The sequence below is a fragment of the Xanthomonas sp. NCPPB 1754 genome (genome assembly GCF_041475725.2).
Taxonomy (GTDB): domain Bacteria; phylum Pseudomonadota; class Gammaproteobacteria; order Xanthomonadales; family Xanthomonadaceae; genus Xanthomonas; species Xanthomonas euvesicatoria.
The window spans coordinates 851,246-867,725 of record NZ_CM192982.1 but is presented as its reverse complement, the minus strand read 5'-3'; the positions used below and the strand labels follow the sequence as shown (position 1 = coordinate 867,725).

The following is a 16,480-nucleotide window of genomic DNA, read 5'->3' as shown; positions in this document are numbered from 1 at the left end:
TCAATGCAACAGACCCTTTTTGCGTGCCACATGCGCCGACAGGGCATCCATCAACGCCGGGGAAAGGCAGTCGTAGGGCGGCAAGCCCAGTTCGGTCAGGCGCGTGCGTATGCCATCCATCTGCTCCGGCGGCGTGCCGGTTTCGATGATCGACGAGACGAACGCGGCAAAGCCCGGTGCCGACCAGCCCTGTTGTTTCGACAACTCGGTGTGCACAAAATCCAGACCGTAGAATGCGTGGTCCTTGTTTTCGATCCGCCCATACAGATGCACGCCGCAACCGGTGCACGCATGGCGCTGGATCGTCGCGCTTTCGTCGACGATCTTCAGCTTTTCCCGGTGCGCGGTGACTTTGACGTTGTCGCGCGGAACCACCGCCACCACCGAGAACTTCGCGCCATCGGGTTTCCAGCATTTACTGCAACCGCAAGCATGGTTATGCGCGGTCTGCGCAGACACCTCGACGGTCACCTTGTCGCTGGCGCAGTGACATTCAAGCGTGCCGCCTTGAAAATCTTCTGCACCACCTCGCGCAACACCATCATCTACCGAAGGATGAATCGACACGTTAGTCATCACGCTCCTCCCGGAGTGTCGGGTACCACGTGCGCGGAAGCGGCCGCGCGCCGCTCCTGGCCGCCTGGTCAGAAATGGATCACCGTGCGGATCGACTTGCCCTCGTGCATCAGGTGGAAGGCCTCGTTGATCTCTTCCAACGGCATGGTGTGGGTGATGAATGGGTCCAGGTCGATCTCGCCCTTCATCGACTGCTCCACCATGCCCGGCAATTGCGTACGTCCCTTGACGCCACCGAAGGCGCTGCCGCGCCACACGCGACCAGTCACCAGCTGGAAGGGACGCGTGCTGATTTCCTGGCCGGCGCCAGCCACGCCGATGATGACGCTCTCGCCCCAGCCCTTGTGGCAGCACTCCAGCGCCGAACGCATCACGTTGACGTTGCCGATGCATTCGAAGCTGAAGTCCACGCCGCCATCGGTCAACTCGACGATGACCTCCTGGATCGGCTTGTCGTAGTCCTTGGGGTTGATGCAATCGGTGGCACCCATGCTGCGCGCCAGGTCGAATTTGCCCGGATTGGTGTCGATGGCCAGGATGCGCCCGGCCTTGGCCTGCACCGCGCCCTGGATCACCGCAAGACCGATGCCGCCCAGGCCGAACACGGCAACACTTTCGCCTGGCTTGACCTTGGCGGTGTTGTGCACCGCGCCGATACCGGTGGTGACGCCGCAGCCGAGCAGGCAGACCTTCTCCAGCGGCGCCTCCGGATTGACCACGGCCAACGAAATTTCCGGCACGACGGTGTATTCGCTGAAGGTGCTGCAGCCCATGTAGTGATAGATCGGCTCGCCGTTGTAGGAGAAGCGCGTGGTGCCATCCGGCATCAGGCCCTTGCCCTGGGTAGCGCGCACGGCCTGGCACAGGTTGGTCTTGCCGGACAGGCAGAACTTGCACTTGCGGCATTCGGCCGTGTACAGCGGAATGACGTGGTCGCCGACCTTGACGCTGGTCACGCCCTCGCCGACCGCCTCGACGATGCCGCCGCCTTCATGCCCGAGCACCGACGGGAAGATGCCTTCCGGGTCGTCGCCGGACAGCGTGAAGGCATCGGTGTGGCACACGCCGGTGTGGGTGATGCGGACCAGCACTTCCCCGGCTTTCGGCGGCGCGACGTCGATTTCGACGATTTCCAGCGGCTTGCCGGGTCCGAATGCGACTGCTGCACGGGATTTCATGGGATGACGCTCCTGACGATGAGGTTCGAGGACGGGGGCGCGACAAGCGCCGACCCGGTGGGAGATTTATTTGAGGTAGGACCGGACCAGACCGAGCAGATCCTGCACCCGCTCGGCGCGTTGCGCATCGGATGCGGCGGCGTGCCCGAAATCTTCACGGATATGCGCTTCAAGCACCTGCGACATCAGCCCGTTCACGGCGCCTCGGATCGCGGCGATCTGCTGCAAGACCGGAGCGCAGTCCGCGCCCGCCTGCAGCGCCCGCTCCAGCGCGTCGCATTGCCCGCGCAGCCGGCGCACGCGTGCTAGCGCTCGCTTTTTCTCGTGCGGCGAATGCGGCATGGCAGCTCCAGCAAAATACTGGGGGGCAGTATATGGATTGTTTCGAAAAAAGCTATGGCCAGCGGCCTGCCGACCGTGGTCTTGTCGAGCGCGATGACCGCCACGCGTTGGCACATGGCGCGATGCCCCAATGCCGCCGGTGGCACGGGGATTAAGAGCCCACCTGTTAGCCGCAGTGCAGCACGCACATTGCGCAGACGTGGCGACGCCTCGCGCGTCGCAGGCGCGCCAGGCACCCAGCGCAAGGATGGTTGCGGGCCATTGCCGCAGCATCTGACCCTTCGATCATCCCTACCGTTGCCGACCGCTAGGGTGGCGTGCCCGCATCAGCGCCGGGGCTGGAACGGCGGCGGCGGCGGAGCGAATCCTGCGGCATCCAGACATTGCGCCAGCAACTCGGGCGGCAGGTCCGGCGAAGGCGCCTGCGGGAACGGCGCTGCGCTGCCTTCGGCGGTCGCGCACGCCTGCAGCGCTGCGTCGAATTCGGAATCGTCTGGCGGCAGGCCAGGCGGTTCATCTGCGGCATCCGGTGCGTCGAATGGGTCGCTATCGAAGGGTGGCGGCGGTGGCGGTGCCACGCCCCTATGTACCAGGCAGCCGTCGCCGATTCCCCGATCCTGCCGCTGCGGCGCAGCGCGGTGCGCGACGTCGGCAGGCGGCGGCATTGGGATCACATCGTGTTCCGGCGCACAGGGCGGTAACGCATCGATGATTCCTGCACCCGGCGGTGGCGGTGGCGGTGGCTCGCGATGCGCGTAGGGCATAGGCGCATGGTGCCTAGCACCGCAGAAATTGGCACAACCTGCCAGGTTGAGCGCCGCGAGTATTGCAGTGGTAACGACAACGCGTGGTGGTGCGTGGACCATCGTGATCTCCCTGGCTGGATGGCACATCTGCGCACGGCCTGCAGACGGCGGACGCGGGCTGGGCCGCGCTGGTCCGGGAAGAGTTGCAGCTGACTGTGCTGCGCATTTGCCATCGCGCGCCGCGCGCCGGCGTGGATTGGCGCTTGCCGGCATCCGCAACGCAGATGCAAGGCGCGTGCAGCACCTGCTTCGGCTTACGCACGGGAAGATGCGGGGTCCGACAGTGGCGACGCAGGCGTTGTCGCCGTCAGTTTTCGACGGCAGCCGGCGCCGCGGCGACCGCAGCGTCCACTGCATGCTCCGGTAGCGAGGCCAGCACCGCAGCACGAAAGCGCGCGGCAAATGCCGCATCGTTGGCCTGGTAGAACGCGCGCGCGTTGGCCGACAACTGGTCCAGTTGGGCCTGTGGCAATGCCAGCGCGGTTTCCACTGCCTGCGCGATGCCTGCCGCGTCCACGTAGTAATACGATGCCAGACGACGCTGACGCACCTCGGCCACCGGGATCAGCACCCCGTGTTCGGGCCTGATCAATTCGTTCATCGGCTCGCCGTCGGTCGCCAACGTCACCGCGCCCACGCTTAGCGCTTCCATCAGGTAGTGCCCGAACCCTTCGGCCTCGGAGGGGCAGATATGGAACAGATGCGCGTTCTGCATGCGGCGCAGTTCGGCATCGTCCAGATACCCCACGCGGTGGTCGATGTTCGGGGCCACGACCGGCTTGCCGGCGGTGCGTGGGTTCTGCACCACCGTCAGCAGCGGCCACTCCGGATGCTGCTGCCAGGTGTCCAGCAAGACGCGCGTGCCCTTGGCGGTACTGCGCCCGGCCAGGTGGAAGAAAGCGCGCTGACGAAACACGCGTGGGTCATGGCGATCCGGGCTGGTGAAGCCGATGAAGCGCGTGGCGCACCCGAGGCTGCGGAAGATTCGCTCGGCATGGTGGGTCTTGCACAGCACCGCATCGAAGCGCGGCAGCAATGGCAGCCACTTGGGCAGCAGCCACTCCGGGTTGGGCACCAGCAGGTTGATCTGCCCCAGCGGCAGGCAGCGCTTGTACACGCGCTCGGAAAAGATCTGCAGCGGCACCCGCCCGAACAGCGTGCGGCTGGCCCACAGGCGTGCCTCGCGCCCAGTGTCGTGCAGGCGCTGACTGGTGAATCCCACTTCCTGCACCGGCACGCCGCCGGCGCGCAGCGTATCGGCCATCAGCACCATGTCGCGGGTCAGCCCCACGCCGTTGTCGCGACTGATCACCCGCATCATTGGAAATGCCTTGTCATGCACGCACGCGCCAGTACAACGGCATAGTGTCGATGCCGTGGCTTCCTGCGCGATGTCTTGGTCTGTCATGGTGCGTTACACGTGTGCCAATGGTTGACAAATTCGATCATTATGATGCGTGTTCCAGCCCTGCAATTGCGAGCACCATGTATCCGGCAGCCACCACCTTGCGCGGGCCAAGCTCCGCGCCACAGACGATGATCCCTATGGACCTGCAACAACCCTGCGTTCTCGTGGTCGACGACGATCCGGACCTGCGCAAGCTGATCGGCGAATTTCTGAGCGCTCACGGCTACCAGGTGGATATGGCCGAAAACGTGGCGGAGATGCGCTCTGTCATGGCGCAGCGCCGCCCGGACCTCATCGTACTCGACGTGATGATGCCAGGAGAAGATGGGCTGAGTGCAGCGCGCGCCCTGGCCAGCGAGCGCGGTTCACCTGCGGTCATCATGCTCAGCGCGCTGGGTAACGACACCGACCGCATCATCGGCCTGGAAGTCGGCGCCGACGATTACCTCGCCAAGCCCTGCAATCCGCGCGAATTGCTGGCCCGTGTGCGCGCCCTGCTGCGGCGCAGCCAGGCCAGCAACGAACAGGCCGACCAGCGCGGAAACGTCTACGAATTCGCCGGCTGGCGGCTGGACGTGGTGCGCCGCGACCTGCGCGACCCCACCGGCATCTTCATCAATCTGTCCGACGGCGAGTTCGCGCTGCTGCGCACCTTCGTCGAACACCCGCAGCGCGTGCTCAGCCGCGACCAGCTGCTGGACTACGCCCGCGGCCGCGACACCGACGTCTACGACCGCGCCATCGACAGCCAGATCAGCCGCCTGCGCCGCAAAATCAATGAGCGCGTCCATACCGAGTTGATTCGCACCGTACGCAACGAGGGCTACATGCTGCTGCCGAGCGTCTCGCGCCTGTGAGCAAACCGGCACGGCGCGGGCTGTCGATCTTTGCGCGGACCTTTGTGTTGTTGGCGGTGGCCCTGGTCACCGCCCAGGCGGTGGGCATCGCCCTGTTGATGATGCGTACCCCCGTCTACGAGCCTCCGGTCCATCCGCCGGAAGTGGTGGCGCTGCTCTCCACCCGCATGCCGGCCGGTACCCAAACCCTGAAAGTGCACGAATCGGCGCAAGCCCCGGTGCCGCCGACAGGCCAGGTGCGCGACCCCTTCGCCGAAATGCTGCTTGCGCACTGGCTGGACGTGCCCGAACGCCAGGTGCGGTTCTACCGCAACGCCAATGATCGTGAAGGCCCCCAGCCAGGCATGCTGCCGCCGCAGCGGTGGTCCAACCAGAACCACGCGGGCGAAGGCGGTGACGGGGCGCACGAACGCCCTGGCACGCAACCTCTGCCGCCGTTTCCGGACGACTGGCCGCGTGACGGCCACCCTGCTGCGCTGCCCGGCGACGGGCTGCGCCCGGACGAGTTGCCCGGCGCCTGGGAAAGCGAGCGCCTGACCCCCGGCGTACCGCTGCTGGACGGCTTCACCGCCGCCCTGCAACAACCCGATGGCCGTTGGCGTACGGTGGAATCGCCGCGTCGACGCCTCTCGGGCGAGTTCAAGACCCACGTCGTGCTGCTGTTCCTGGCCGGCCTGCTGGCCAACGTGCCGCTGGCATGGTGGTTTTCGCGCGCGCTGTCGGCACCGATCAAGCGCTTTGCCGAAGCTGCCGACCGCCTGGGCCGGAATCCCGATGCCGCCGCCCTGCAACGCAGCGGCCCGCCGGAAATCGTGCGCGCAGCCGATTCGTTCAACGCGATGCAGGCGCGCCTGAACCGCCTGATCAACGAACGCACGCACATGGTCGCAGCGATTGCGCACGACCTGCGCACGCCGCTGGCGCGGCTGTCGTTTCGTCTGGATGGCCTGCAGCCACCGCTGCGCGACAAGGCGCTGGCCGATATCAACGAAATGAAGGCGATGATTTCCGCAGCGCTGGACTTCATCCAGAACGATCGTCATCGCGGCGAGCGCGCGCCGCTGGATCTGCGCTTGCTGGTGGAGAGCGTGGTGGACAACGCCACCGATATCGGCGCCGACGCCGAGCTGCTGCCCGGCCCGGAAATCACCCTGGACGGCGACCCGCTGGCGTTGCGCCGCGCGGTCATGAATCTGCTCGAAAACGCGTTGAAGTACGGCAAGCGCGCCCGTCTGCAACTGCAGCGCGATGGCGAGGACGGCGTGTTGTGGATCGACGACGACGGCCCCGGCATCGACCCGACCCAGCGCGAACAATTGTTGCTGCCGTTCGTGCGTGGCGAGTCTTCGCGCAATCGCGACACCGGCGGCATCGGGCTGGGTTTGTCGGTGGCGCACAGCATCGTGCTGGCGCACGGCGGCGACCTGCGCCTGGACAATCGCCCGCGTGGCGGCTTGCGCGTGACCGTACGACTGCCCTGCATGCCCGAGCGGCGCTGACGTGTGATGGAGTGCGGCCTGCCGGGCCGGGCAAGCGGCAGCTGTCATGATCCGAGCCCACCACCGCTGTTCCGGCCATGGCCTTGCGCGTCTGGCCACATCGGCTGACGCGACGACTCCGGCACGCAATCGCCGACGGCCAACGGCTGCCAGCGCCAGCACGCGCTGGCGACCGGCCAACCCACGCTCAGTAGGCGAACTCGCGGAACACGCGGTCGATATCGCCCTTCCATGCGCCGTGATACAGCGCCAGCTTGCGTTCGGCGGCGGTGACACCACTTTCGGCGATCTCGGCGATCACATCCAGAAAGCCGGTTTCGTCCTGCCCGTCGCGATTCAGGCGTGCGCGGCGACGCAGGCCCTCGCGTGCGATGTTGACCGCCTCCACTGCCAGATCGCGCGCGGTGCCGTTGCGGAACGGCAGGCCCAACGCGTACCTGGGCACGCCGTCGCGCAGCGCATGCCGCTCGGTCGGACTGAAATCCTTGACCAGGTCCCAGGCCGCATCCAGCGCGGTCTGGTCGTACAGCAGGCCGACCCAGAACGCCGACAGCGCGCACAACCGATCCCACGGGCCGGCATCGGCACCGCGCATTTCCAGATACTTCTTCAAACGCACTTCCGGAAACGCGGTGGTCATGTGGTCGGACCAATCGCGCAGCGTCGGCAACGCACCCGGCAACGCCGGCAGCTTGCCCTGCATGAAAGCGCGGAAGCTCTGCCCGCTGGCGTCGTGATACACACCGTCGCGGTAGGAAAAATACATCGGCACATCGAGCAGGTAATCAACGTAGCGGTCGTAGCCGAAGCCGTCTTCGAACACGAAATCCAGCATGCCGGTGCGGTCGGCGTCGGTGTCGGTCCAGATGTGCGAGCGGTAGCTCAGGTAGCCGTTCGGCTTGCCTTCGGTGAACGGCGAATCGGCAAACAACGCGGTGGCGATCGGCTGCAATGCCAGCGACACACGGAACTTCTTCACCATGTCCGCTTCGGTGGCGTAATCCAGGTTGACCTGCACCGTGCAGGTGCGCGTCATCATGTCCAGGCCGAACGAGCCGACCTTGGGCATGTAGTTCTTCATGATCTGGTAGCGGCCCTTGGGCATCCACGGCATCTGGTCGCGACGCCATTTGGGCTGGAAGCCCATGCCCAGAAAGCCCAGCTGCAACTCGCCGGCGACCTGCGCCACTTCGTCCAGATGGGTGCCGGTTTCCACGCACGTATGGTGCAGGGTTTCCACTGCCGCGCCGGAGAGCTCCAGTTGCCCGGCCGGCTCCAGCGTGACCGATGCACCATCGCGCAGCAGCGCGATGGTGCGGCCGTTTTCCTGCACCGGCTCCCAGCCGAAACGGGTCAGCCCGGTCAGCAAGGCCTCGATGCCGCGTGCCCCTTCGAAGGTGGGCGCACGCAGGTCATCCAACTGAAAGCCGAACTTCTCGTGCTCGGTGCCGATCCGCCAGTCCGCACTCGGCTTCTCGCCGGAGGCCAGCACCTGGACCAGCTCCGCGCGTTCGGTGATCGGCGTTTCGGCAACGTGGCTGGGACTCGACAAGGGCAGGCTCGCAAACGAAAGGGGTGGGACGATGTGGGGGTCCTCCCCTGCCACCGCAAGGCCCGCACTATACCCGCCCGACGCGAAAGGATTGGCGACACCGGCGGGGCATGACATTTCCACCGATGCATGCCCGCCATCGATCGCGGCGATGGCGTGATCTGGATCAAATGACCGGGCTGCGCGTTCTGCAGCGCCGGCATCGTCCGACACAGCCCGGTCATCACCGCAAGCGTTGCCATGCGCGCCCCTACGCAATGCTCAGACCGCGCATCGCTGCGCAGGCGACCCACCGATCACTGCCGCTGGAAACGCAAACGGCAGACCGAAGTCTGCCGTCGTGACGAGGCGCTGGGCATCCACCCACGCCCGACACTCGTGTTGCACGGCATCATTCGGCCGCAGCGGTTTCCACATCCAGTCCCAGCCAAGCACCGACAATTGCGCGCAATTCGTCCACACCCTGGCGCGATTCGCCCGAGTAGGTCTGCACCGTCACGCTGTCGCCAAAGCGCGAGGTCACTTCCTTCTTGACCTTCTGCAGGGTCTGCATCTGCTGGCCACGGCCGAGCTTGTCGGCCTTGGTCAGCAAACCATGCGCGGGCAGGCCGCGTTCGGCGGCATAGCCGAGCATCTGCAGGTCGTAGTCCTTCAGCGGGTGGCGGATATCCATCACCACCACCAGCCCGCGCAGCGCCTCGCGGGTGCGGAAATAGCGGTCGATGAAGGCCTGCCAGTGCGCCTGCAGGTCCTGCGGCACCTTGGCGTAGCCGTAACCGGGCAGATCCACCAGGTAGCGCTCGGGCTGGATCTGGAAGAACACCAGCTGCTGGGTGCGGCCGGGGGTCTTGGACACGCGCGCCAGCGCGTTCTGGCGGGTCAGCGCATTGAGCGCGCTGGATTTTCCGGCGTTGGAGCGGCCGGCAAAGGCCACCTCGTAGCCGCCATCGTCGGGCAATTGCCGGGCGTTGTGGGCGGACAGGTGGTAGCGGGCTTGTTCGATAAGAAGCGACATCCGCCTAGGATCGCACGTTCGGGCCCGGCAGTTTTGCTGCACTGTTCGTTGACCCTGGCGCAAAGGCGTGTCGATAATCGAAGCACGCCTGCCACTGCCAGTACCCAACGCGCGCGGGCCGGGTCCATACGGAGCTTTAGCTGATGCGCCATGCTCGTGTGCTAGTCCTCGCCGCACTCGCCGTACCGGTCATTGCGGCCGTGGCGTTTGCGCAATCGGCAGTCACGCCGATCCCCGATCCGCCGCCGGTACGCGTTGCGCCGCTGGAGGTGGACCTGGCCAAGACCACCTGGGGAGATGCCAAGGCCGGCCAGACCAAGGCTGCTGCCTGCGCAGCCTGCCATGGACCGGACGGCAATCCGGCAGTGGCGATGTACCCGCGCATTGCCGGGCAAACCGAGCGCTACGTGGCGCATCAGGTGGCGTTGATTGCCAGCGGCGAACGTAATACCGGGATGTCGGCGGTGATGGTGCCCTTCGTCAAGGACCTCACCGCGCAGGACATGCGCGACCTGGGCGCCTACTTCGCCACCCAGAAGGCCTCCGCCGGTGTCGCCGACGACGCGGCGATCGCCGAGGGCCCCTACCAGGGCATGAAGTTCTACGAGGTCGGCGAGAAGCTCTACCGCGGCGGCGACATCGCCCGCGGCGTGCCGGCCTGCATGGCCTGCCATGGGCCATCGGGCGGCGGCAATCCGGGCCCGGCCTATCCGCGCCTGGGCGGACAGCATGCCGACTACGTGGCGCGGCGCCTGAAGGAATACCAGGCCGGCACCACCCAGGAGCGCAATCCGGCGCTGTTCAATATCATGGCGCAAGTGGCGCATCCGCTGACCGAGCAGGAGATCCAGGCGCTGGCCAGCTATCTGCAAGGCCTGCATGATCGTGCCGACGACGCGGCAGCGGCGCAGCCACCTGCAGGAGCGCCTGCACGTTCGTGATCTGATCCCTGCCGTCGCCACGCCGCTTCACGACGCCGGTCCCGCGACCGGCGTCGTCGTTTACCGCTCTCCCCTCGCCCCCACGGAGCCCGCATGAAATTGCTTTCCCGTCTGCCCCTGCTGTTGATGTTCCTGTTGCCGCTGGTGGCCTGCGCCGCCGACAAGAAAGCCGCGCCGGTCGAAGGCGAGGACTACACCCTGATCGACGGCGGCCAGCCGTACGCCCCGCTGGCCGGCAAGGTCGAAGTGACCGAAGTCTTCGGCTACACCTGCCCGCATTGCGCACATTTCGAACCAGTGCTGGAAGCCTGGGTGGCCAAGCAGCCGGCATACGTACGCTTCACCCCGGTACCGGCCGCCTTCGGTGGCTTCTGGGACGCGTTTGCGCGCGCCTACTTTGCCGCCGACATCCTGGGCGTGGCCAAGCGCAGCCATCGCGCCATGTTCGACGCCATCCATGAAAAGCAGACCGTGCCCACCCAGAACGTGGCGCCCGAAGAACTGGCCGCGTTCTATGCCGGTTACGGAATCCCGCAGCAGCGCTTCATCGAGACCTACAAGAGCGAGGCGGTGGAGGCCAAGCTCAAGGCCGCGCGCGAGTTCGCGCTGCGCAGCAAGATTCCCGGCACGCCGGCCATCATCGTCAACGGCCGCTACCTGATCGGCGCACGCAATTACCCGGACATGTTGCGCATTGCCGACTACCTGATCGCCCGCGAGCACGCCGCGCCGGCCAAGCGCTGAACCGCATAACCGCCAGCGACGGCCGCGCGTGGCATCATGCGCCCCGCGGCCGTCCGGCCCTTTTCTCGCCCCACGCTGGAGATCCAATCCGATGAAGACACGCTTCGCCCTGACGCTGATGGCGCTGTTGCCGATCCTGGTCGCCTGCAAGGCGCAGGACGGTTCGTCCGACACCGCACCTGCCGCCACCACCCCAGCTGCCGAAACGGCGCCCGCGCCTGCTGCCGCTACCCCGGCCGCAGACCCGGCCGCTCCGCCTGCAGTCGGCGAAAGCGCCACCACTCAACCGCCCGCCGCGCCCAGCGCTGCCCCGCGTGCACCCAATGGCCCCGAGCCGGTCGCCGGCACCGATTATCTGGACATCGACGCTGGCCAGCCCTACCAACAGGCCGCCGGCAAGATCGAAGTGGCCGAAGTCTTCGGCTATGTCTGCCCTGCCTGCAACGCGTTCCAGCCGCTGATCGGGCCGTGGAAGGCCGGTTTGCCGTCGGACGTGCATTTTGTCTATGTGCCGGCCATGTTCGGTGGCACCTGGGATGACTACGGCCGCGCCTTCTATGCCGCCGAAACCCTGGGCGTGCAGGAAAAGACCCACGAGGCCTTGTACAAGGCCATCCACGTCGACCAGACCCTCAAGGGCGAGCGCGGCAAGGATTCGGTGCAGGACATCGCCGCGTTCTATGCCAAGTACGGCGTGGACCAGAAGACCTTCATCGACACCATGAGCAGCTTCGGCGTCTCGGCCAAGACCAACCGCGCCAAGCAGTTCGCCACCCGCAGCAAGATCACCGGCACTCCGTCGCTGATCATCAACGGCAAGTACCTGGTCAAGGGCCAGAGCTTCCCGGACATGCTGCGCATTGCCGATCACCTGATCGCGCGCGAACGCGCCACGCTGGCCAAGTGAGTCGCGCGAACGCAACGTCGTGAACGCTTCGGACTCGCGCACCCTGCGGGTGCTGACCGCCAATATCCAGGCCGGTTCCAGCACCCGCCGTTACAGTGACTATGTGACGCGTAGCTGGTCGCACGCGTTGCCGCTGGGCAGCAAGCGCACCAGCCTGGACAGCATCGCCAAGCTGGTCGGCGAACGCGACATCGTCGGCCTGCAGGAGGCAGACCCCGGCAGCCTGCGCTCGGGTTTCACCAACCAGACCCACTATCTGGCCGAGCGCGCCGGTTTCGATTACTGGAGCCACCAACCCAACCGCCGCATGGGCGGGGTGGCCTCCAGCGCCAACGGCTTGTTGAGCAAGCTGGAACCGGTGGAAGTGCAGGACCACGCCCTGCCCGGCCGCATCGGCGGGCGCGGCATCCTGCTGGCGAAATTCGGTGAGGGCCGCGATGGCCTGGCCGTGGCGGTGGCGCATCTGTCGCTGGGCGCCAATTCGCGTATGGCGCAGTTGGCCTTCATCGCCGAACTGTTGTCCGACCATCCCAACGCGATGTTGATGGGCGATTTCAATTGCATGGCCGATCGCCCGGAGATGCAGTCGCTCTATCGCCATACCCGTCTGCAACCGCCCAGTTGCGAGGTGCACACCTTTCCCAGCTGGCGTCCGGACCGGGCGATCGACCACATCCTGGTCAGCGACAGCCTGGTGATCGAACATACCGAAGCCATTCCGGCCGCGTTTTCAGATCACCTGGCGGTGGGCATGGATATCCGCGTGCCAAGGCAATTGCTGCGTTAAGAGCAGCCAACACAACGACTGCGCAGCCGCCAGGCGGGCGCGGCCGGTGCTCGGAATCGGCGCTTACCGCTCGTACACTCCGGTTTTGAGCGCGCCGCCCACGCCCACCTAACGACTGCTCGCTACGTTGTGCTGGCCGCTTCAAGCAACCGGAAAAGTGACAACGGGTTCGCATTGGCGAACTCGACCGCTGACGCCCCCTCGACACCGCCTGTGCGATAACGCAGGCGGTTTTTCGCTGGGAGCACAACACGTGATACGCAGCGTATGAGTGCGTTGCCATGAGTGCGACAGCGCCGCACACCTTGCCGGTACGCACCCTGCGCCCGGTGTTCGTGCTGGCTGCCACGGTCGTGTGCACGTTTGCCTTGCTGGTGTCGTTGTTTCCGCTGGAATCGGGGCGTGTGCTGCTGGATGCGCAGACCTGGGCGTCGCGCAATGTCGGCTGGTATTACCTGCTGGCGATGACGCTGTATCTGGTGTTCGTGCTGGCCACGGCCCTGTCCAGCTACGGCAACATCAAGCTCGGCGCCGATCACGACGAGCCGGAATTCAGTTATCTCTCCTGGGCCGGCATGCTGTTCGCCGCCGGCATCAGCATCACGCTGTTCTTCTTCTGCGTCTCCGAACCGCTCACGCATTATCTGCAACCGCCCCAGGGCGGTACCGGCAGTGGCGAGGCGTCCGCGCGACAGGCGATGCAGGTGCTGTTCCTGCATTGGGGCATGCACGGTTGGGGCGTGTTCGCACTGGCCGCCATGGCGCTGGCGTATTTTGCCTTCCGCCATAACCTGCCGCTGGCGTTGCGCTCGGCGTTGTACCCGCTGATCGGCAAACGCATCAACGGGCCGATCGGCTATACCGTGGATGCGTTGGGCATCGTGGCCACCGTGTTCGGCCTGGGCGCGGACATGGGCTTTGGCGTGCTGCATCTCAACGCCGGCCTGAGCACCTTGATGGACGTGCCGCATACGCACTGGGTGCAGGTGGCGCTGATCGTGGCGATGATGGGCGCGGCCATCGTGGTGGCGGTGTCCGGCGTCGAAAAAGGCGTGCGCTGGATGTCGGACATCAACATGCTGCTGGCCATTGCGCTGCTGTTGTTCATGCTGTTCGCCGGCCCGACGCAGTACCTGCTCAATGCGCTGATGCAGAATCTGGGCGACTACCTGGGCAGCGTGGTCAACAAGAGTTTCGACGTGTATGCCTACGGTGGCCGCGCCGATTGGCTGGGCAACTGGACGGTGTTCTATTGGGCCTGGTGGATCGGCTGGGCGCCGTTCGTCGGGCTGTTCATCGCGCGCATCTCGCGCGGCCGCACCATTCGCGAATTCGTGTTGGGGGTATTGCTGATCCCGCTCGGGTTTACCCTGGCGTGGCTGTCGATCTTCGGCAACAGCGCGCTGGATCAGCTGCTGCATCACGGCCAGGCAGCATGGGCGCAGCAGGCCATCGATGCACCGCAGACGGTGTTGTATTCCCTGCTGCAGAGTTACCCCTGGAGCCGCACGGTGATCACGGTCACGGTGGCGATCAGTTTCGTGTTCTTCGTGACCTCTGCCGATTCCGGCACGGTGGTGTTGTCCACGCTCTCCTCCCACGGCGGCGAACCGCACGACGATGGCCCGCGCTGGCTGCGCGTGTTCTGGGGCGTGCTCACTGCCGTGGTCACGGCAGGCTTGTTGCTGGCCGGCAGCATGGACGCCCTGAAATCGGCGGTGGTGCTGGCGTCGCTGCCATTCTCTGCAGTGCTGCTGCTGATGGCCTGGGGCCTGTCACGCGCCCTCAGCGAAGAATCGCAGCGCAAACGCGCGCAGCTTTACAGCCCCAGCCCCTTGATCGGGCAATCGCGTCATCACGGCGGCTGGCGCCAGCGGTTGGGCCAGGCGATGCACTTCCCGGCGCGCGATGAGGTGTATCGCTTCATGCACGACCAGGTGCGCCCGGCCATCGAAGCGGTCACCGCACAGCTGCAGGAGGAAGGCTGGAAGGTCAGCAGCCGCATCGACGACGGCGACATGGAAATCAGCGTCGATCATGGCGAACAGCAGGGTTTCCGCTATCAAATCGTGATGCGCGGCTATCTGACCCCGTCGTTTGCCGCGCAGCGCTTCCGCAACCAGCGCTACTACCGCGCCGAGGTCTACCTGTACGAAGGCAGCCAGGACTACGACCTGGTGGGCTACAGCCGCGAACAGATCATCAACGACATCATCGATCAATACGAACGTCACCTGCAGTTTCTGCACCTCACCCGCTGAAGGTGCGTCGCTGCGGCGACCGTCCCACAGGAGGTTTGTCATGCCACGTTTTTCCGACCAGTTGCTGTATATCGGCGGCCGTTATGTTCCCGCTCGCGGCGGCCACACGTTCGAAGTGGTCAACCCCGCCACCGGTGAAGTGCTGGCCAACGTGCACAATGCCGGTGCCGACGATCTGGATGCCGCGGTCGATAGCGCGCAGGCAGGCCAGCGACAATGGGCGGCCCTGACGACGGTGGAGCGCTCGCGCATTTTGCTGCGTGCGGTGGCGTTGCTGCGCGAGCGCAACGATGCGCTGGCGGAATTGGAAACGCTCAACACCGGCAAGCCGGTGAGCGAGACCCGCAGCGTGGATGTGGTCACCGGAGCCGACGTGCTGGAGTATTACGCTGGCGTTGCGCAGGCGCTGCAGGGCGCGCAGGTGCCCTTGCGCGAAGGCAGCTTTTTCTACACGCGCCACGAACCGCTGGGCGTTGTGGGTGCGATCGGCGCGTGGAATTACCCCATCCAGATCGCGCTGTGGAAAGCCGCGCCCGCCCTGGCCGCCGGTAACGCGATGATCTTCAAACCCAGCGAAGTCACCCCGCTCACCGCGCTGAAACTGGCCGAAATCTTTACCGAGGCCGGCCTGCCCGATGGCGTGTTCAATGTGTTGCCCGGCGATGGCGCCAGCGTGGGCACGGCGCTCACCGAACATCGGCAGATCGAAAAGATCAGCTTCACCGGCGGCACCGCCACCGGCCGCAAGGTGATGGCCAGCGCATCGAGTTCGTCGCTGAAGGAGGTGACCATGGAGCTGGGCGGCAAGTCGCCGCTGATCGTCTGCGCCGATGCCGACCTGGACCTGGCGGCCGACATCGCCATGATGGCCAACTTCTACAGCTCCGGGCAGGTGTGCACCAACGGTACCCGCGTGTTCGTGCCGCGCGCCTTGCGTCATGCATTCGAAGCGCGTCTGCTGGCCCGCGTGCAACGGATCCATATCGGCGATCCGCTCGATGAGCGCACCACCTTCGGTCCGCTGGTCAGCGCCGCGCATATGCAGCGCGTGCTGGAGCATATCGAACAGGGCAAGGCCGAAGGCGCACGTCTGCTGTGCGGCGGCGAGCGCCTGCAAGACGGCGCACTGGCGCAGGGCTATTACGTGGCGCCGACCATCTTCAGCGATTGCACCGATGTAATGACCATCGTGCGCGAGGAAATCTTCGGGCCGGTCCTGAGCCTGCTCACCTACGACGACGAAGACGAAGCGGTGACGCGCGCCAACGCCACCACGTATGGGCTGGCTGCAGGCGTGGTCACGCCGGATCTGGCGCGTGCACATCGGCTGATCCATCGCCTGGAAGCGGGCATCTGCTGGGTCAACACCTGGGGCGAATCGCCGGCACCGATGCCGGTGGGCGGCTACAAGCAGTCGGGCGTGGGGCGCGAAAACGGCCTGGCGACCTTGCAGGCCTACACGCGCACCAAATCGGTCCAGATCGAACTGGAACGTTACGCGTCGGTGTTCTGAGGGCAGAGAGCCAGCGCACGCAAGCGTGGTGGCAATAACGCGCCGCTATCGCTCCCCGGGAGCACGCTTGCGTCTGTGCCGTATGCCTTGACCG

15 protein-coding genes and 1 other RNA gene are annotated in these 16,480 nt (G+C 65.7%); 9 read left to right on the top strand and 7 right to left on the bottom strand.

Annotation, left to right across the window (positions count from 1 at the left end):
- From gfa to ACCQ15_RS03765, 5 genes are all read right to left on the bottom strand, one after another.
- A complete protein-coding gene (gfa, locus tag ACCQ15_RS03785) occupies nucleotides 1-576 on the bottom strand; it encodes an S-(hydroxymethyl)glutathione synthase (protein ID WP_029818656.1) in 576 nt (191 codons plus the stop codon).
- 68 nt (nucleotides 577-644) lie between these two features.
- Nucleotides 645-1,754 carry an S-(hydroxymethyl)glutathione dehydrogenase/class III alcohol dehydrogenase gene (locus tag ACCQ15_RS03780; protein WP_008576768.1) on the bottom strand — a complete coding sequence of 370 codons (1,110 nt, stop codon included), beginning with the start codon at nucleotides 1,752-1,754 and terminating at the stop codon, nucleotides 645-647.
- A 66-nt stretch (nucleotides 1,755-1,820) separates the two neighbouring features.
- Entirely contained in the window at nucleotides 1,821-2,096 is a 276-nt protein-coding gene (locus ACCQ15_RS03775) for a metal/formaldehyde-sensitive transcriptional repressor (RefSeq protein WP_005911021.1), read from the bottom strand.
- A 326-nt stretch (nucleotides 2,097-2,422) separates the two neighbouring features.
- Nucleotides 2,423-2,761, bottom strand: a complete 339-nt coding sequence (locus tag ACCQ15_RS03770) for a hypothetical protein (protein ID WP_039417284.1) — start codon at nucleotides 2,759-2,761, stop codon at nucleotides 2,423-2,425.
- Nucleotides 2,762-3,209: 448 nt separating this feature from the next.
- Nucleotides 3,210-4,310 (bottom strand): glycosyltransferase, encoded by a 1,101-nt coding sequence (locus ACCQ15_RS03765; RefSeq protein WP_014089370.1) that lies wholly within the window; start codon nucleotides 4,308-4,310, stop codon nucleotides 3,210-3,212.
- A gap of 137 nt (nucleotides 4,311-4,447) precedes the next feature.
- On the opposite strand from ACCQ15_RS03765, the gene ACCQ15_RS03760 reads away from it, so the two are divergent.
- Together ACCQ15_RS03760 and ACCQ15_RS03755 are read left to right on the top strand one after the other, a co-directional pair.
- On the top strand, nucleotides 4,448-5,167 hold the full coding sequence (locus ACCQ15_RS03760) for a response regulator (RefSeq protein WP_011050505.1): 720 nt from the start codon (nucleotides 4,448-4,450) through the stop codon (nucleotides 5,165-5,167).
- On the top strand, nucleotides 5,164-6,666 hold the full coding sequence (locus tag ACCQ15_RS03755; protein ID WP_057682141.1) for an ATP-binding protein: 1,503 nt from the start codon (nucleotides 5,164-5,166) through the stop codon (nucleotides 6,664-6,666). The genes ACCQ15_RS03760 and ACCQ15_RS03755 overlap by 4 nt, the downstream gene beginning before the upstream one ends.
- Nucleotides 6,667-6,853: 187 nt before the next feature.
- Here ACCQ15_RS03755 and ACCQ15_RS03750 read toward each other — a convergent pair whose 3' ends face one another.
- Both ACCQ15_RS03750 and yihA read right to left on the bottom strand, forming a co-directional pair.
- Nucleotides 6,854-8,218: a glutamate--cysteine ligase gene (locus ACCQ15_RS03750; protein ID WP_372381235.1), complete on the bottom strand. Its 1,365-nt coding sequence runs from the start codon at nucleotides 8,216-8,218 to the stop codon at nucleotides 6,854-6,856.
- Nucleotides 8,219-8,609: 391 nt separating this feature from the next.
- A complete protein-coding gene (gene yihA / locus ACCQ15_RS03745; RefSeq protein WP_209261680.1) occupies nucleotides 8,610-9,233 on the bottom strand; it encodes a ribosome biogenesis GTP-binding protein YihA/YsxC in 624 nt (207 codons plus the stop codon).
- A 143-nt stretch (nucleotides 9,234-9,376) separates the two neighbouring features.
- On the opposite strand from yihA, the gene ACCQ15_RS03740 reads away from it, so the two are divergent.
- The 7 genes from ACCQ15_RS03740 to betB all read left to right on the top strand — a co-directional run bounded on the left by ACCQ15_RS03740 (nucleotide 9,377) and on the right by betB (nucleotide 16,386).
- Complete coding sequence (locus tag ACCQ15_RS03740; RefSeq protein WP_162300941.1) at nucleotides 9,377-10,174, top strand: c-type cytochrome; 798 nt, start codon at nucleotides 9,377-9,379, stop codon at nucleotides 10,172-10,174.
- 93 nt (nucleotides 10,175-10,267) lie between these two features.
- Nucleotides 10,268-10,918, top strand: coding sequence for a thiol:disulfide interchange protein DsbA/DsbL (locus tag ACCQ15_RS03735; RefSeq protein WP_008576757.1), 651 nt, complete (start codon nucleotides 10,268-10,270; stop codon nucleotides 10,916-10,918).
- Between the two features lie 91 nt (nucleotides 10,919-11,009).
- Nucleotides 11,010-11,825, top strand: a complete 816-nt coding sequence (locus tag ACCQ15_RS03730) for a thiol:disulfide interchange protein DsbA/DsbL (protein ID WP_008576756.1) — start codon at nucleotides 11,010-11,012, stop codon at nucleotides 11,823-11,825.
- A gap of 49 nt (nucleotides 11,826-11,874) precedes the next feature.
- On the top strand, nucleotides 11,875-12,612 hold the full coding sequence (locus ACCQ15_RS03725) for an endonuclease/exonuclease/phosphatase family protein (protein WP_010377815.1): 738 nt from the start codon (nucleotides 11,875-11,877) through the stop codon (nucleotides 12,610-12,612).
- 62 nt (nucleotides 12,613-12,674) lie between these two features.
- Nucleotides 12,675-12,750, top strand: a non-coding RNA gene (locus ACCQ15_RS03720) — sX9 sRNA.
- 143 nt (nucleotides 12,751-12,893) lie between these two features.
- Nucleotides 12,894-14,873, top strand: coding sequence for a choline BCCT transporter BetT (gene betT, locus ACCQ15_RS03715; RefSeq protein ID WP_372381234.1), 1,980 nt, complete (start codon nucleotides 12,894-12,896; stop codon nucleotides 14,871-14,873).
- Between the two features lie 40 nt (nucleotides 14,874-14,913).
- A complete protein-coding gene (gene betB / locus ACCQ15_RS03710; protein ID WP_372381233.1) occupies nucleotides 14,914-16,386 on the top strand; it encodes a betaine-aldehyde dehydrogenase in 1,473 nt (490 codons plus the stop codon).
- The last annotated feature ends 94 nt before the right edge of the window (nucleotides 16,387-16,480 follow it).